General features: G+C 71.0%; 17 protein-coding genes and 1 riboswitch. Of the genes, 13 read left to right on the forward strand and 4 right to left on the reverse strand.

The features are described 5' to 3' along the window. The first annotated feature begins 24 nt into the window (after positions 1–24). Positions 25–136, forward strand: a riboswitch (TPP riboswitch). From ACQPZX_RS03955 to thiC, 7 genes are all read left to right on the forward strand, one after another. Further along, positions 130–708, forward strand: a complete 579-nt coding sequence (locus ACQPZX_RS03955; protein WP_433374412.1) for a thiamine phosphate synthase — start codon at positions 130–132, stop codon at positions 706–708. Its footprint overlaps the riboswitch before it by 7 nt. Further along, positions 705–1,766 (forward strand): glycine oxidase ThiO, encoded by a 1,062-nt coding sequence (gene thiO / locus ACQPZX_RS03960; protein WP_433374415.1) that lies wholly within the window; start codon positions 705–707, stop codon positions 1,764–1,766. Before ACQPZX_RS03955 ends, thiO begins: the two co-directional genes overlap by 4 nt. Continuing rightward, entirely contained in the window at positions 1,766–1,966 is a 201-nt protein-coding gene (gene thiS / locus ACQPZX_RS03965; protein ID WP_433374418.1) for a sulfur carrier protein ThiS, read from the forward strand. The genes thiO and thiS overlap by 1 nt, the downstream gene beginning before the upstream one ends. Further along, complete coding sequence (locus ACQPZX_RS03970; protein WP_433374420.1) at positions 1,963–2,712, forward strand: thiazole synthase; 750 nt, start codon at positions 1,963–1,965, stop codon at positions 2,710–2,712. The genes thiS and ACQPZX_RS03970 overlap by 4 nt, the downstream gene beginning before the upstream one ends. After that, positions 2,706–3,341 (forward strand): thiamine phosphate synthase, encoded by a 636-nt coding sequence (locus ACQPZX_RS03975; protein ID WP_433374423.1) that lies wholly within the window; start codon positions 2,706–2,708, stop codon positions 3,339–3,341. The genes ACQPZX_RS03970 and ACQPZX_RS03975 overlap by 7 nt, the downstream gene beginning before the upstream one ends. Continuing rightward, the gene (gene thiD, locus ACQPZX_RS03980) at positions 3,338–4,096 is read left to right on the forward strand and encodes a bifunctional hydroxymethylpyrimidine kinase/phosphomethylpyrimidine kinase (RefSeq protein ID WP_433374426.1); all 759 of its coding nucleotides are present in this window, start codon (positions 3,338–3,340) and stop codon (positions 4,094–4,096) included. The genes ACQPZX_RS03975 and thiD overlap by 4 nt, the downstream gene beginning before the upstream one ends. Before the next feature lie 71 nt (positions 4,097–4,167). After that, positions 4,168–5,691: a phosphomethylpyrimidine synthase ThiC gene (gene thiC, locus ACQPZX_RS03985; protein ID WP_433374429.1), complete on the forward strand. Its 1,524-nt coding sequence runs from the start codon at positions 4,168–4,170 to the stop codon at positions 5,689–5,691. Here thiC and ACQPZX_RS03990 read toward each other — a convergent pair. The 3 genes from ACQPZX_RS03990 to ACQPZX_RS04000 form a co-directional block, all read right to left on the reverse strand. Then, positions 5,679–6,119: a ribonuclease domain-containing protein gene (locus ACQPZX_RS03990; RefSeq protein WP_433374432.1), complete on the reverse strand. Its 441-nt coding sequence runs from the start codon at positions 6,117–6,119 to the stop codon at positions 5,679–5,681. The two genes, thiC and ACQPZX_RS03990, sit on opposite strands and share 13 nt — an antisense overlap. Positions 6,120–6,220: 101 nt before the next feature. Next, positions 6,221–7,366: a hypothetical protein gene (locus ACQPZX_RS03995; protein WP_433374434.1), complete on the reverse strand. Its 1,146-nt coding sequence runs from the start codon at positions 7,364–7,366 to the stop codon at positions 6,221–6,223. Between the two features lie 77 nt (positions 7,367–7,443). Continuing rightward, a complete protein-coding gene (locus tag ACQPZX_RS04000) occupies positions 7,444–8,577 on the reverse strand; it encodes an ABC transporter substrate-binding protein (RefSeq protein ID WP_433374437.1) in 1,134 nt (377 codons plus the stop codon). A gap of 379 nt (positions 8,578–8,956) precedes the next feature. On the opposite strand from ACQPZX_RS04000, the gene ACQPZX_RS04005 reads away from it, so the two are divergent. From ACQPZX_RS04005 to ACQPZX_RS04020, 4 genes are read left to right on the forward strand one after another with little or no spacing between them, the layout of a single operon-like run. Beyond that, positions 8,957–11,893 carry a nitrate- and nitrite sensing domain-containing protein gene (locus tag ACQPZX_RS04005; protein WP_433374440.1) on the forward strand — a complete coding sequence of 979 codons (2,937 nt, stop codon included), beginning with the start codon at positions 8,957–8,959 and terminating at the stop codon, positions 11,891–11,893. Then, positions 11,890–12,297, forward strand: coding sequence for a roadblock/LC7 domain-containing protein (locus ACQPZX_RS04010; protein WP_378965230.1), 408 nt, complete (start codon positions 11,890–11,892; stop codon positions 12,295–12,297). The genes ACQPZX_RS04005 and ACQPZX_RS04010 overlap by 4 nt, the downstream gene beginning before the upstream one ends. Before the next feature lie 32 nt (positions 12,298–12,329). Beyond that, positions 12,330–12,692, forward strand: coding sequence for a DUF742 domain-containing protein (locus ACQPZX_RS04015; RefSeq protein ID WP_433374443.1), 363 nt, complete (start codon positions 12,330–12,332; stop codon positions 12,690–12,692). Then, positions 12,673–13,293 carry a GTP-binding protein gene (locus ACQPZX_RS04020; RefSeq protein WP_433374445.1) on the forward strand — a complete coding sequence of 207 codons (621 nt, stop codon included), beginning with the start codon at positions 12,673–12,675 and terminating at the stop codon, positions 13,291–13,293. The genes ACQPZX_RS04015 and ACQPZX_RS04020 overlap by 20 nt, the downstream gene beginning before the upstream one ends. Positions 13,294–13,303: 10 nt before the next feature. Here the strand turns inward: ACQPZX_RS04020 and ACQPZX_RS04025 are convergent, their stop codons facing one another. After that, the gene (locus ACQPZX_RS04025; RefSeq protein WP_433374448.1) at positions 13,304–14,407 is read right to left on the reverse strand and encodes a uroporphyrinogen-III synthase; all 1,104 of its coding nucleotides are present in this window, start codon (positions 14,405–14,407) and stop codon (positions 13,304–13,306) included. Positions 14,408–14,942: 535 nt separating this feature from the next. Here ACQPZX_RS04025 and rplM point away from each other — a divergent pair. Beyond that, entirely contained in the window at positions 14,943–15,386 is a 444-nt protein-coding gene (gene rplM, locus ACQPZX_RS04030) for a 50S ribosomal protein L13 (protein WP_133873190.1), read from the forward strand. A gap of 20 nt (positions 15,387–15,406) precedes the next feature. Beyond that, a complete protein-coding gene (rpsI, locus tag ACQPZX_RS04035) occupies positions 15,407–15,904 on the forward strand; it encodes a 30S ribosomal protein S9 (RefSeq protein ID WP_433374451.1) in 498 nt (165 codons plus the stop codon). Positions 15,905–15,946 lie beyond the last annotated feature (42 nt).

Consider the following 15,946-nt stretch of genomic DNA (forward strand, 5'->3'; position numbering starts at 1 on the left):
GTTGGACGGTTAGCGTCCGGGAGAAGACAACCCCACGGGAGTCCGGTGCACCGGGCTGAGAGGGGGGCTGATGCGGCCCCCGACCGTCGAACCTGATCCGGATCATGCCGGCGCAGGGAGGAGCGTTCGTTGTTTCCTCGTTTGCAAATCGTCACCGACTCGCTCGATGTGGTGCGCGGAGCCGTGGGACACGGGCCGGTCGCGATCCAGGTGCGGGTCAAAACATCAGATCGGCTCGCGTACGAGCTGACTGTCGCCGCGCTCGAAGTGTGCCGGTCCGCGGGGGCGCTGTGCCTGGTCGATGACCGGGTGGGGGTGGCGCTCGCGGCCGGCGCGGATGGCGTGCACGTGGGGGCGGAAGACCTGCCCGTCGAAGCGGTGCGGCGGGTGGTGGGGCCGACGATGATCGTGGGTGCTACCTGCCGGAACCCGGTGGCGGCGCGGGCTGCGGTTGCCGAAGGCGCGAGTTATCTCGGGGTGGGGCCGGCGTTCGCGACGTCCAGCAAGGACGGGTTGCCGCCGCCGCTCGGGGCGGCGGGGATCGGGGCGGTGGTCGACGCGGTGCCGGGGACGCCGGTGATCGCTATCGGTGGGATCACCGCTTCGAGGGCCGCTGAGCTGCCGGGATACGGGGTGGCTGCGATCTCGGCGATCGCGGCCGATCCGGCCGGGGCCACGATCGAGCTGCTGAAAGTGCTCGCGCGATGAACGTCACCGTGGTGGGAGCGGGGATCATCGGGCTTTCCATTGCGTGGCGGCTGGTGGAGCGGGGCTTCGACGTCACGGTGCTGGACAGCGGGGAGCCGGGGGCCTGGCAGGTCGCGGCGGGGATGCTGGCGCCCGGCGGGGAGTCGGCGTTCGAGCAGCCGGCGCTTGCGCGGCTGCTTGAGGAGTCCAACGAGCGGTGGCCGGCCTTTGCCGCGGAGCTCGGGGTGGATGTGGGCTATGACGACGCGGGGACGCTCGGGCTGGCGATGACGGCGGACGATCTCGCCGACGCGGCTCGGGTCTGGACTCGGCAGAAGCTTCCGCTGTTGCGGCCCTCGGAGCTGCGTGAGCTTGAGCCGGCACTGTCGCCGCGAGTGCGGGCGGGAGTGTTCGCGCCGGCCGAGCGGCAGGTGGATCCGCGCAAGGTGGTGGCGGCGCTGCGGGAGCGGCTCGCTGGGCGGATCGTCGCAAAACGGATCAACGCCCTGTCTGAAGTGGACGCGGAGACGGTCGTGGTCGCGGCCGGGTGTGGGACCGCCGCGTTGACGGGGCTGCCGGTGCGGCCGGTGAAAGGGCAGGTGCTGCGGCTGCGCGGGGAGCCGGGGCTGTTGCGGCATGTGCTCGACGCGACCGTCGATGGGCGGCACGTCTATCTGGTGCCGCGAGCCGATGGCGAGATCGTGGTCGGCGCCACCCAGGAGGAACGAACCGATTGGACCGTCACGGCGGGCGGGGTGCATGACCTGCTGCACGCGGCGATCGAGCTGGTGCCCGGGCTGGCCGAATGGGAGCTGGTCGAGACGACCGTGGGCCACCGGCCGGGCACGCCGGACAACGCGCCGCTGCTGGGCCGGCTGGCCGACGACGCGCCGCACGCGGGAAGCGGGTCGCAGGTCGGGAGCGGGTCGCGGGTGGGGAGCGGCAGGCAAGTCATCGTCGCGGCGGGGCATCACCGGAACGGGGTGCTGCTGGCGCCGATCACGGCCGATCTGATCGCTGGGCTGGTTGACGGTGAGCACGATCCGTTGCTCGAGCACTTCGCGCCGGGGAGGTTCTGATGCGGTTGACGGTCAACGGGCGGGAGCTCGTGGAGGGTGACGCCCTTTCGGTGGCCGACCTGGTCGAGCGCTTGACCGAGGCGCGGCGCGGGGTCGCGGTGGCGGTCAACGGGACCGTCGTGCCGCGCTCGACCTGGGAGACGAGCCGGCTTGCCGACGGGGACGCGGTCGAGGTGCTCACCGCGGCGCAAGGGGGATGACGATGCTGTTCGGGGAATCGCGGCTCATCCTCGGGACCGGCGGCGCCAACAGTCTCGCGGCCCTTGAAGAGGCGATCCGGGCGTCGGAGACCGAGCTGGTCACGGTGGCTCTGCGGCGTGTCGACGCCGCCGGGCCGGGGCTGCTGCCGATGCTCGACCGGCTCGGGGTGCGGGTGCTGCCGAACACGGCCGGCTGCTACACGGCCGGCGACGCGATCAAGACGGCGCACCTGGCGCGGGACGCGTTCGAGACCGATCTCATCAAGCTCGAGGTGATCGGCGACGAGCGGACGCTGCTGCCCGACGGCGTGGAGTTGCTGAAGGCGGCCGAGCAACTGGTGGCCGACGGGTTCACGGTGCTGCCGTACACGAGCGACGACCCGATCCTGGCCCGCCGGCTGGCCGACGTGGGGTGCGCGGCGGTGATGCCGGCCGGGTCGCCGATCGGTTCCGGCCTGGGCATCTCCAACCCGCACCACATCCGGTTGATCCGGCAGTCGGTGGAGATCCCGGTGGTGCTGGACGCGGGCATCGGCACGGCCTCGGACGCGGCGCTGGCGATGGAGCTGGGCTGCGACGCGGTGCTCATCGCGAGCGCGATCACCCGGGCCGACGATCCGGCGGGGATGGCGGCGGCTATGCGGCACGCGGTGGCGGCCGGCCGGCTCGCCTACGCGTCGGGGCGGATTCCCAAGCGCTTCCACGCGGTCGCGTCCACTTCGGACGAGGGTCTGGCGCAATGGTGACGCCAAGCGGTCTGGTCCTGCTGACCGATCGACGGCTCGCCTCCGGCTCGCTCCTGACGGTGGTCAAGCGGGCGGTCCGCGGCGGCGTCGCGTGGGTCATTCTCCGCGAGCGAGATTTGCCGTACGCCGACAGGCGAGCACTCGCGGTCGCGTTGAGGGATCTCCTGCCGCCCGGACGGCTGATCGTGGCCGGGCCCGACCCGCTCGGCGCGGACGCCGTGCACCTGGCCGAGGCCGACCCGCTTCCGGCCGCCGGAGTCGCGCTGATCGGGCGCTCCTGCCACGACACCCCACGTCTGTCCATCGAGGACTACGTGACGCTGTCGCCGATCTACCCGACGCGGTCCAAGCCGGGATACGGGCCGGCCTTGGCGCCGGCGCGGGCGGCCGGGTTCGCGGGCGAGGCGCCGTGGCTGGCGCTGGGCGGGATCGACACCCCGGCACGGGCGGCGGCCTGCGCGGCGGCGGGGGCGCGGGGCATCGCGGTCATGGGCGCGGTGATGCGCGCCGACGACCCGGAGCAGGTGTCGCGGGAGCTGGCCGCTGCCTTCGGCGCCGCCCGCGTGGCTCGCGGGGCACAAGGGTCGACGTCGTCCGATCTGGAGGACGACCTGGTGGTGCCGCGATGACGCCTCCGGTCGTGCTGACGATTGCCGGGTCGGATTCCGGTGGGGGAGCGGGGATTCAGGCCGACCTCAAGACGTTCGCGGCGCTGGGAGCGTACGGGACCTCGGTCATCACGGCGATCACGGCGCAGAACACCGTGGGGGTCACGGCCATTCATCCGGTGCCGATCGAGATCGTGGAGGCGCAGCTCGACGCGGTGCTTTCCGATTTCGACGTGGCGGCGGTGAAGGTCGGGATGATCGGCGACAAGGCGGTGGCCGAGCTCATCCGAGCCCGTGGGCGGCAACTGCCCAACCTGGTGGTCGATCCGGTTCTGGTCGCGACCTCAGGAGCACGGCTCTCCGCTGCTGCGGCTGTCGCGCCGCTCATCGCGTACGAAAGCATCTTGACGCCTAATCGGCAGGAAGCCGGCGCCCTCACGCAAAGCTCGGTGGAAACGGCCGAGGAAATGGTTTTGGCGGCCGCCCGGCTCGCCGAAGGTGGGGCGCGCGCGGTGGTGGTGACCGGCAGCGAGCTGGCGACGGACGTGTTGTGGCACGACGGGGTGACCACGACGCTGCGCGGCGAGCCGGTCGCGACGATCAACAACCACGGGTCGGGATGCACCTTCTCGTCGGCGCTGGCGGTGCGGCTGGCGTTCGGCGACTCGGTGCCCTCGGCGGCTCGCGCGGCGAAGGAGTTCGTGACGGCCGCGCTGCGAGGTGGGTGCGATTGGCGGCTGGGCGCCGGGCCCGGACCGCTGAACCACTTCGCCTGAGCACCATCGGCCCGGTAGGCGGGATTCTTGCTGCCGTCTGACGTCCGTTATCTACCTATTTAGGAGCAAAAATGAGGCGGAAGGTCTACGTCGAGGGAACGCGTCCGGACATGCGCGTGCCGTTCAGCGAGGTGCCGCTGAGCGACGGGAACGAGCCGGTGCGGCTGTACGACACGTCGGGGCCGGGCAGTGATCCGTCGGTGGGGCTGCCGCCGCTGCGGGCGCCCTGGCGCGTTTCTTTCGGCACGCAACTTGCGGCGGCGCGCGCCGGAGTGATCACGCCGGAGATGGAGTTCGCGGCGATCCGGGAGGATGTTGACGCGTCGGTGGTGCGCGAGGAGATCGCGGCCGGACGGGCGGTGCTGCCGGCCAACCACAACCACCCGGAGTCGGAGCCGATGGTGATCGGGTCGCGGTTCCTGGTGAAGGTCAACGCGAACATCGGCACGTCGGCGGTGACCTCGTCGGTGGACGAAGAGGTCGAGAAGATGACCTGGGCGACGCGGTGGGGGGCGGACACGGTCATGGACCTGTCGACCGGGCCCCGGATCCACGAGACGCGCGAGGCGATCATCCGGAACTCGCCGGTGCCGATCGGGACCGTGCCGTTGTACCAGGCCCTGGAGAAGGTCAAGGGCGAGCCGTCGCGGCTGTCGTGGGAGGTGTTCCGCGAGACGGTTCTCGAGCAGGCGGCGCAGGGCGTGGACTACATGACGATCCACGCGGGCGTGCTGATGCCCTATGTGCCGCTGACCGCCGACCGGGTGACCGGGATCGTGTCGCGGGGCGGGTCGATCATGGCGGCCTGGTGCCTCGCGCACCATGAGGAGAATTTCCTCTATACGAATTTCGACGAGCTGTGTCAGATATTTGCGGAATACGACATTACGTTCTCGCTCGGGGACGGGCTGCGGCCGGGATCGATCGCGGACGCCAACGACGAGGCGCAGTTCGCGGAGCTGCGGACACTGGGCGAGCTGACCCATCGGGCCTGGGAGTACGGCGTGCAGGTGATGGTCGAGGGGCCGGGCCACGTGCCGATGCACAAGATCAAGGAGAACGTGGACCTGCAGGTCGAGCTGTGCGGCGGGGCGCCGTTCTACACGCTCGGGCCGCTGACCACGGACATCGCGCCGGCGTACGACCACATCACCTCGGCGATCGGGGCCGCGATGATCGGGATGTTCGGGACGGCGATGCTCTGCTACGTGACCCCGAAGGAGCACCTCGGGCTGCCGAACCGGGACGACGTGAAGGCCGGGATGATCGCCTACAAGATCGCGGCGCACGCGGCCGACCTGGCCAAGGGGCACGCGGGGGCGCAAGCGTGGGACGACGCGCTGTCGAAGGCCCGCTTCGAGTTCCGCTGGGAGGACCAGTTCGAGCTGGCCCTTGATCCGGAGACGGCCCGGTCGTATCACGACGAGACGCTGCCGGCGGCGCCCGCCAAGACGGCGCACTTCTGCTCGATGTGCGGGCCGAAGTTCTGCTCGATGAAGATCTCGCACGAGATACGGCAGCGCGGAATGCGGGACAAATCCGAAGAATTCCGCGCCACCGGCTCGAAGGTCTACGTGCCGCTTCAGAGCTTGTAGAACGTCACGTAGTGGTCGGGGGTGAACCAGGTTTCCTTCGTGGACCGGTTCACCACGATCCGGTACGCGTCGCGCGAGGCGCCGCGGGCGCGCGAGTAGACGTCGTACTCGTTGTAGCTCGCGCCCGACGGCAGCTGGCCCTCCCGGTTCTGGAAGGTGCCGCCGGTGTAGTTGTACTGGCCGTACGGCCAGGAGTACCAGCCGGCGCCGAGCGGCCAGCCGAGCGACGACCAGCCGGTGCGGGCCGTCCGGGCCGCGGAGCAGCGCGAGATCGTGCAGCTCGAGTAGACCGCGGCCTGGGCGGCGTCGGTGTGCGTCGGCGCCACCACGGCCGGCGCCACCAGGCCGGTGCCGGAGATGGCGAAGACGAGGGCGAGGCCGGCGAGGAACCGGCCGAGACGGGTGCGGGGTTGCCGGTCAACGATCATGATCGGACTCCGATGCCATCGGGGGGTTGTCTCGCCCATCCTGTGGCCCGGAGCCGCCCGCCGGTACATCTCCGACGGGTCATTCCATATATGTTCGTCTATCAGTTACCCAGGCCGCTGACCCACTCGGCGACGTTGTCGGACTGCTGTTGCTGCTGCTCGGGCTGCTGACGGCCGCGGCGGCCCCGGCCTTTGGCCGGCTGTTGCGGGACGGGCGTGGGGGCCGACTTCACGGGCTTGAAGCCGTCGAACGGCGCGGTGAGGACCCCGGTGTCGGACGGGCGCAGCTGCTCCTCGGGGCGCTGCGCAGCGGTGGCCGCGGCCTGGGCGATGGCCGAGTCGGGCTGGGCGTCGCGCTTGGGCAGCGGCGGGCGCTGCGGTGCCTCGGCGGCGGACGCCGCGTCGCCGGTCGTCGCGGGGGAGCGGCGGACGACGGCCGCCAGGACCGAGCCGAGCACGCCGGCGCCGGCCGCGGTCATCGCCGCCCAGTACGGGACGGTCTGGTAGTCGGTCGAACCCGGGCCGGCGATCAGGTAGGCCAGGGTGAGCAGGGCCGGGCCGGCCAGGCCGGCGAGCGCGATGGTCAGCGTGGGCAGGCCGCGGCGGCGTGCCGCCCAGCCCAGCGCGATGCCGCAGATCAGGGCCAGCACGGGCATCGTGAACAGCGCCGTCCGCTTGGTGACGTCGGCGGGGAGGAATTCGGGGTCGAGCACGCCGAGGCGTACGGAAGGAAGGTTTTTGCCCGGCGCCATGGACGGCGCCACCGAGACCACCGCGATCACCCAGACGGCGATGCCGACGGTCGCGAAGCTCCAGCGAGCGACCTCGCGGCTCAGCGCCGCGTAGGCGGCGAAGATGCCGGCCGCCACGCCCAGCGCGGCGCAGATGCCGATCACCAGAACCGGCTGCACCCCGGCCACGTGGGTGTTGCGGGCCGGCTGCATCGTCAGCGGCACGATCACCCCCGCGCCGACGGCGGCGGCGACCGCCGAGACGAGCCGGGTGCCCGCGCCGGACCCCTTCGGCAGGCGGTGCCGGGCGGCCATGGCGCCGGCCACCGCCGCGGTCATGGCGAACCAGGCGACCCAGGCCAGTTGGGCTGTCCAGTGGTCACGCATGGTGATGTCAAGCGTGCGGGTGAGGCCCACTATGCCGAGGCCGTACGCCAGTCCGAGCTGACTTGCGCCGGCCAGCGCGGCAACGCCGAGCGCGACCCCCAACAGTTTGGCCGAGGTCCGAAGTGCCATGCGGGGCACGTTACGGAATCCGTGCCCCGCGACGCCACTTTCTAAGGAAAGCTTTTGGGGGATCACTCTCAGTGTTCTTACGAAGCTAGTCTCCATCGGCCCGCTCGAGCCACCAGGAGGGTCAGCGCCTGCGGCATGAGGCCGGAATGGTTGGCCGGGGTGAGGCGGATCGGGCCCGAGATGCCGTCCACCTGTGAGGTCTCGATGATCTGCCGGATCTGGTCGCGGTTGGCGCCTACCCGGGCGGCGCCGGCGGCGATCAGGTCGGCGGCGTCGGCCGCGAACGAGGCGACACCCGAGTAGCTGCCGTAGCGCGACACGTAGTCGCGGAACCATTGCTTGCGCGAGGCCTTGGCCGGCGTCGTGGCGATCACGTCGTCGATCGCCAGGATCTGGGTGAACACCATCGTGGTGCTGTTGGTGGCGGCGGCCGCGGAGATCGGGATGAACATGTCGCTCGCGGCGGCCGCGTCGAAGTAGATGCGGCCCTTGAAGCCGGCGCTCCGGGCGCCGGAGGCGGCGAGCGCGGCCTGGTCGGGCGAGGCCAGCACGATCAGCGCGCCCGGCTTGGTGTCGGTGAGCGTGCCGACCGCCTGGGTGATGTCGGTGGCGGCCGGCTTCACCGAGCGGGTGGCGGCCTGGTCGATGCCGGCCTTGCCGAGCTCGGCGTCCAGCGCCTTGTCGGCGCCCCGGCCGTAGTAGTCGTCGGCGTAGAGCACCGCGACGTTCGGCACCTTGATCCGGTTGAGCTCGCCCACCAGGGCGGCGGCGCTGTCGGCCGAGTTGGGGCCGATCTTGAAGATGTACGGCCGCTCGCCGACCGGCTGGGCGACCTCGTCGGCGGCGGCCAGCGAGATCGTCGGCAGCTTCCGGTCGTTGATCGTCTTGACGTTGTCGAGCACGCACTGCTCGCACGAGCCGGTCACGACCGCGGCCACCGACGGGTCGTCGGCGAACTTGGTGAGGTTGCTCAGCGACGCCTTCGGGTCGGAGCGGTTGTCCTGGGTGCGGAGCACCAGTTTGCGGTTGCCGAGCCGGCCGGACGCGTTGATCTGGTCGATCCGCAGCTGCAGGGCGCGGCCGTACGCGAGATCCACGCTGGACGAATTGTTCAGGTCGGCGCCGATCACAATGGTGTCGCCGTCACCGCCGGAGCCTTCGTCGTCCGATGTGCAGCCGGCAAGTCCGGCGACGAGAAGCGTCGAGGCCACGACGGATGCCGTGGCGAGGCGGGGGAGCCTCACTGCGGTGCCTCCTCGAGGGGCGAAACGCGGGACACGGGCGGCAACGGTGACCGGCCGCGGGCGCGCCTGCACGGACAACATGTCCGTCTGATCGCGCCAAACCTTGCCAACGTGAAGGCGGCTGGTCAAGCCGGTGCCGATCGCGGGCGCGAGACAGTTGTCTCACATATTGGTTGGAATCTTGACGGTGTTCCGTAACCGGAAAATCACAATCAGTGGCCAGTGGGACATTCGTGCACGTCAACACGCGTTCGGTGTCGATTGTGGAACCGAAAGGGCAGTTACTCATCGGACAACAAGTTTGTTTCCGGGCGGACTTCGACTTCCCAAACGGCAACTCTCTCTGATGAAATCGCCGAGCCGCAGCCTCTGGCGGGCGAAGAGATACGGGGATGACCACGGAGGAGAAGTCGTGAGCACCGGATCTTCGACCCAGGTGACGCGCCGTGGTGTCTTCCCCCGGCTGAGGGACGCACGGATCCGGGCCAAACTGGCCCTCATCCTGTTCGTTCCGCTCGCCGCGGTGATCGTGCTGGCGACCGCCCGTCTGGTCGACGTGAGTCAGCGGGCCACCGAGGCCGGCCAGGTCGAGAAGCTCACCCAGCTCGGAACCGACGTCTCCACCCTGACCCAGCTCCTGCACAACGAGCGGATGCAGGCCGCCACGTACCTGGCGACGCCGGGCGCGCCGGTCGCGGCCTACGCCGACGCGGTCAAGAAGACCGACGCCGAGATCAAGGTCTACCGGGACAACCGGCAAGCTCTCGACGATCCGCCGGCGGCCGTGCAGAGCCGCCTCGTACAGATCGACGACAACCTGAACGCGCTGGACTCCACCCGCAACCAGGTGAGCAAGAAGGATGGCCTCGGCGTTGCCGAGGCCATGTCGCGGTACGGCGTGGTCCTGACCGACCTGCTCGGCTACGGCGACGCGGTGAGCCAGTACGCCGGCGACGACGAGGTCGGCGACAGCCTGCGGGCCACCAGCGCGTTCTCCAAGGCCAAGTCCGGCGCCGCCGACCTGGAGTCGACCGCGTACTCGGCGCTGGTCTCCAAGGACCTCAGCAACGAGCAGCGCGCCTCGTTCATCGCGTCGCAGACCAGCCAGCAGGAGGGTCTGCTGACCTTCGCCGCGTTCGCCTCGCCCGAGCAGCAGTCGCTGGTGGACAACGTGGTCACCGGCGACGCGGTCAACCTCTCCGACCAGATCTCGATCCAGCTCGGCCGCGGTGTGGCCGTGCCGGCCGCCGAGGTCATCAATTCCTTCGGCGCCGTCGTCGACCTGATGCGCTGGGCCGAGCAGGAGCTGGAGAACCGGAACGTCACGCTGGCCGCGGACGAGAGCGCCTCGGTCGTACGGCAGGCGGCGCTCGAGGCCGCGCTGGTGCTGCTCGTGCTGATCGTCGCGATCGCCCTCGCGGTGATCCTGGCCCGCTCGCTCAACCTGTCGCTGCGCAGGCTGCGGGAGGGCGCGCTCGCGGTGGCCAACCGCGACCTGCCCGACGCCGTGGCCCGGCTGCGCGACGCCCGGACGCTCGGCGAGAGCGGCGCCGACGAGATCGTCGGCCAGCTGCGCGACCCGATCCGGCTCACCAACCGCGACGAGATCGGCCAGGTCGCCCAGGCGTTCAACGTGGTCCACCGCGAGGCGGTCCGGATCGCGGCCGAGCAGGCGGCGCTGCGCACCACCGTCTCGGCGATGTTCCTCAACCTCGCCCGCCGCTCGCAGTCCCTGGTCGACCGCATGATCGGCGAGCTGGACAGCATCGAGCGCACCGAGGAGGACCCGAAGCGCCTCGCCCGGCTCTTCGAGCTCGACCACCTCGCCACCCGGATGCGCCGCAACGACGAGAACCTGCTGGTCCTGGCGGGCGCCGACTCCAGCGCGCCGCGCCGCGAGGACGCGCTGCTGGTCGACGCGCTGCGGGCCAGCCAGTCCGAGGTCGAGCTGTACAACCGGATCGAGTTCGGCACGGTCGACACCGACATCGCGATCGCCGCGCTCGCCGTCAACGACGTCGTCCGCCTGGTCGCCGAGCTGCTCGACAACGCCACCCGGTTCTCCCCGCCCACCACCACCGTGGTCGCCGACGCCCGGCGCATCCGCGACTACGTGGTGATCCAGGTGGAGGACCGCGGCCTCGGCATGTCCGAGGAGCAGATGGATCAGCTCAACCGCCGGCTCGCCGAGACGCCCGACGTGGACGTGGCGGCGTTCCGGCTGATGGGTCTCGCCGTGGTCAGCCGGCTCGCCAGCCGCTACGGCATCCGGGTCGAGCTGCGCGCCAACATCGAGGGCGGCACGGTCGCCCAGGTGATCCTGCCGAGCAGCATCGTGGTGCTCCCGCACCGCGGCGGCGGGGCGCTGCCCAGCGGCGGGCAGACGCCGGAGCTCCCGGCGTCGGCCGGCGGCTGGTCCTCGCGGGCCGCGACGGCGACCCTGCCGGCCATCTCGCCCGCCGCCGAGTCCTGGCCGGACCAGCCGGCCCATCCGTCGCTGCCGATGTTCCCCTCGCAGCGCCCGGCCGCGCCGACCCCTGACCGGCCGCCGCTGCCCACCCGCGTGGCCAAGCCGGTCACCGCGGAGACCGCGACGACCATGAACGGCTTCACCCCGACGCCGATGTCGCCGACCCCGGCGCCGGCTCAACCGGACTCGGGCAGCTGGGGGGCTGCCCTGGCCGCGATGCCGCCGGTGCCGGCCACGCCGGCGCCCACGCCGGCCGAGGAGCGGAACGACGCTCCGATCTTCGTGCAGATGCAGCAGAGCTGGTTCCGCAACCACGAGGCGGCCACGGAGGAGTGGGGGATGCCGACCGCCGGATACGCGCCGCCGCCGAACTCTTCCTCTCAACCGGCCTCGCCGCCTCCGGCGCCTCCTGCTGCGCCTGCGCCTGCGCCAGCTCCGGCTCCGGCTCCGGCCTCGCCGGCGCCCCCGCCCGCGCCGGCTCCCGAGACCACCGGGCACAATGGATCATCGGTTCCGCGGCCGCGACCGGCGGCGGAGGACCGGTGGAAGACGGCTGCCGACGATGGCTGGAAGCTGGCGATGGCGGCGGCGGAGCCCGTCGACGCCGGCACCACCCGGTCCGGTCTGCCGAAGCGTGTACCGCAGGCACAGCTTGTGCCCGGCGGCGTACAGGCCGGACCGCGCCACCAGAACCGTCGCAGCCCGGACGAGGTCCGTGGACTCCTGTCCGCGTACCACCGTGGTGTGCAACGAGGGCGTACGGACGGCACTGCCGAAGCCGCCACCCCCCAGGCTAAGGAGAAGGACCAGTGACCAGGCCCCCCACCATGCACGACATGGGCTGGCTGCTCAACAACTTCGCCAACAGCGTCGCCGGCATCGCCCACGTCGTGGCCGTGTCCGCGGACGGCCTGCTGTTGGCGTCGTCACGCGACCTCCCGACGGACCGCGCCGATCAGCTGGCCGCCATCGCCTCCGGCGTGGTGAGCCTCACCGAGGGCGCGTCCCGCATGTTCAGCGCCGGCGCGGTCCAGCAGACGATCATCGAGATGGACAGCGGATATCTGTTCCTCATGTCCGTCAGCGATGGCTCGTCGATGGCCGTGCTCGCGGCGCGCAGCTGCGACGTCGGCCAGGTCGGCTACGAGATGGCCCTGCTCGTGGAGCGGGTCGGCGCCGCGCTGACGCCCGCGCCGCGTGAGGCCGTCAGTCATTAGCAGGCGAACGGCCGGAAGGGGGTGATCGCATCATGGGGCAGCCACAGGACCCACGGGGCAACCTGGTACGCCCGTACGCGGTCACCCGCGGACGGACCGAGCCACGCCGTGACATTCCGATCGAAGCGGTCCTGGTAGCCAGCCAGGCCGGCGTGCAAGAGGCCCGGTTCGCCGGGCACGACAAGTACCGCATCGCGGTGCTCTGCGAGGCGAAGCCGCAGTCCCTGGCCGAGCTCTCGGCGCTCACCCGGTTTCCGCTGGGTATCGCCCGGGTCCTGGTCGCGGACATGGTCGCCGACGGACTGCTGTCATTGCACAGCGCCGCTCCCAAGAAGGGCTTCACGGAGCGGATGGATCTGCTGGAAAGGGTGTTGAGTGGACTTCGCAAGCTCTGAGCGGGCGGGGGCGCAACCCAGGGAGATCACCTCCGCGAAGATCGTCATTGCGGGCGGCTTCGGCGTCGGCAAGACGACGCTCGTCGGATCGGTCTCCGAGATCGAGCCGCTGACCACCGAGGCGCTGATGACCTCGGCCGGCCAGGGCGTCGACGACGCGTCCAAGGTGCCTGGCAAGGAGACCACCACGGTGGCGATGGACTTCGGCCGTATCACCATGGCCGACGACCTGATCCTCTACCTCTTCGGCACCCCCGGGCAGACCCGCTTCTGGTTCATGTGGGACGAGCTCATCCGGGGCGCCGTGGGCGCCGCCGTGCTGGTCGACACACGTCGGATCGCGGACGCTTTCGCGCCGCTCGACTACTTCGAGAACCGGCATCTGCCGTACATCGTGGCCCTCAACTGCTTCGACGGCGCGCCGCGCTACGAGCCGGACGAGGTGCGCGAGGCCCTGGCGATCCCGCCGCACGTGCCGCTGGTGCTGTGCGACGCCCGCCACCGGGACTCGGTGAAGGGCGTGCTCGTGCAGGTCGTCGAGCACGCGATGGCCACGCTGGTGGCCGAGCAGAGTGGGGGATACCCGGCCGTCGTCGGCTGACCGGTTTGTCTTAATTTGGCAGTCGGTAGCCGCGTTTTACCACCGTTTGGACCACTCCGGGCGCGCCCAGGCCCGCCCGGAGCCGGGCCACCGCCATCTCGACCGCGTGCTCGTCGGCCCCACGGGGGAGCGCGTGCAGCAGGGCGGCCCGGGAGAGCACCCGGCCGGGCCTGGCCGCCAGCGTGCGCAGCACGGCCATCGGGGCCGGGGCGAGCGGCCGCAGGTCGCCGTCGACGATCGCGGCGTGTCCCCGCAGGGTCAGCGAGTGACCGGCCACCTCGAGCGTGACCGCCCTCTTCGGCAATTCCTCGACGATCGTACGGACCAGGGCGCTGATCCGGGCCCGGGGCGGCGCCACGATCGGCACGTCGTGCCGGCGCAGCGGCGCCGCGGTCACCGGACCCACGCAGGCCACGAGCACGTCGGCGCGCAGCGCGTCGAGCAGGTTGTCGCTCATCGGGCCGGCCGCGCGCAGCAGCGCGTTCACGGCCGCGGCGCTGGTGAACGTGACGGCGTCGACCAGCCGGCCGGTGACCAGGTCGACCAGGCGGTGCAGCGGCGCGGGGTCGGTGGGCGGCCCCCAGCGGTAGACCGGCACCTCGATCACCCGGGCACCGGCCGCCTGGAGCGCCTCGGTGTACTCCGGCTGGCTCTCGCCGTGCAGCTGGAGCGCCACGGTCAGGCCCCGCAGGCCCCGGGCCCGGAGGTGGTCGACGACCTCCTCGTAGCTCTCGCCCTCGGGGGACCACTTGTCGTGCAGGCCGGCCGAGCGGATCGCGGCGCGCGCCTTCGGGCCCCGGCCGATCAGGTACGCCCGGGCCAGCGTCGCCCGCAGCGGCTCGGCCAGCCCCCAGCCCTCCGCGGCCTCCAGCCAGCCGCGCAGGCCGATGCCGGTGTTGACCAGCACGATGTCCGGCGGTTGGTCGAGGCAGGCACGGGTCGCGGCGCGCAGCTGGGCGTCGTCGGCGATCGGGACGATGCGCAGCGCGGGGGCCAGCACCACCCGGGCGCCCCGGCTCTCGAGCAGGTTGGCCAGCTCGTCACGCCGCCGGTCGGCGGTCACCCCGACCGTGTAGCCCGACAATGACGCTGTCGGCCTCGCCAGGCTGGTCATCGTTCTTCGAGAAGTCGCGGCGTGGCCGTACGGTCCACCGAAGGGCACGCTCGGAGCTCGCCGTCCTCAGCGTCGACCCGCTCCCATGTCACGCCTGCGTTCTCCGCCGTACCTCCGTCCGGCGCACACCGCGACTCCTCCTCGCCGAGCCGGGGAACCGGCTCGGCAGTCACCGTCAGGTCCGTCCTCAACCCTGACGGTGGCCTATCAATAGTGCTCCGTCCCCGCACGTGTGCACCATTGGCCATCTCCGAAGCCTGCCGGTGGCGGATTTCACCACGGCGTCCCGTTTGTTTCGAGCCTGCTAAGAGCCATCCTCGCCGTCCTCCGGATCCCGGGGTCGGGTGCGTCGTGGCAGCGGAGTATGCTTGACCGGCATATTGTTGGGGGTCCGGCAGGACCGTCGTTTTGACCACGCGCCGCGCGGCCGGGTATTGTTGCCTGCTGTTGTGTGACAGCCGTTCGCGCTCGAGACATCTTGTGCTCGGGGCGACCAGCGCGCAGCCCCAGACCGACGACAAGACAAGGTAATTCTGTGCGTACGTACAGCCCGAAGCCGGGTGAGATCGAGCGTCAGTGGCACATTATCGACGCTTCTGACGTCGTCCTGGGCCGCCTGGCTACCCACACGGCCAACCTTCTGCGTGGCAAGCACAAGCCGACCTTCGCGCCGCACGTCGACACCGGCGACTTCGTGGTGATCATCAACGCGGGCAAGGTGGCTCTCACCGGCAACAAGCGGCAGACCAAGGTCGCTTACCGCCACTCGGGCTACCCGGGCGGTCTCAAGCAGGTCGGCTACGAGGAGCTGCTGTCCAAGCGCCCCGAGAAGGCGATCGAGCTGGCCGTCAAGGGCATGCTCCCGCACAACAAGCTCGCGCGGCAGATCATCAAGAAGCTGAAGGTCTACCCGGGCGCCGAGCACCCGCACGCCGCTCAGCAGCCCCAGCCCTTCGAAATCACCCAGATCGCGCAGTGAGCGCGGGAGAAGGCAGCAGCATGTCCGACATCATCGAGCCCGAGGTCGTCGAGACCGTCGAGGAGCCCGCTGAGACGGTCGTCGTGGTCGAGACGCCCGCGCCGGCCCCGGTCCGCGCCCCGCGTCCCGGTGACCGTCCGATCCAGACCGTGGGCCGCCGCAAGGAGGCCATCGTCCGGGTGCGTCTCGTCCCCGGCACCGGCAAGATCACCTGCAACGGTCGCGACCTCGAGGCCTACTTCCCGAGCAAGGTGCACCAGCAGCTCATCCGTGAGCCGCTGAGCACCGCCGAGAAGGCCGAGCAGTTCGACGTGATCGCGAACCTGCGTGGCGGCGGCATCACCGGCCAGGCCGGCGCCCTCCGCCTCGGCATCGCCCGCGCGCTGATCACCAACGACCCGGACGACCGCCCGGCCCTCAAGAAGGCCGGCTTCCTCACCCGTGACGCCCGGGTCAAGGAGAGCAAGAAGTACGGCCTCAAGAAGGCCCGTAAGGCTCCGCAGTACTCGAAGCGCTGATCGCTTGACAGGCGGCCGGGTTCGCCCCCTCCACATCGGGGG

The organism is Actinoplanes sp. CA-142083 (assembly GCF_050942195.1).
In the GTDB taxonomy this organism is placed as follows: Bacteria; Actinomycetota; Actinomycetes; order Mycobacteriales; family Micromonosporaceae; genus Actinoplanes.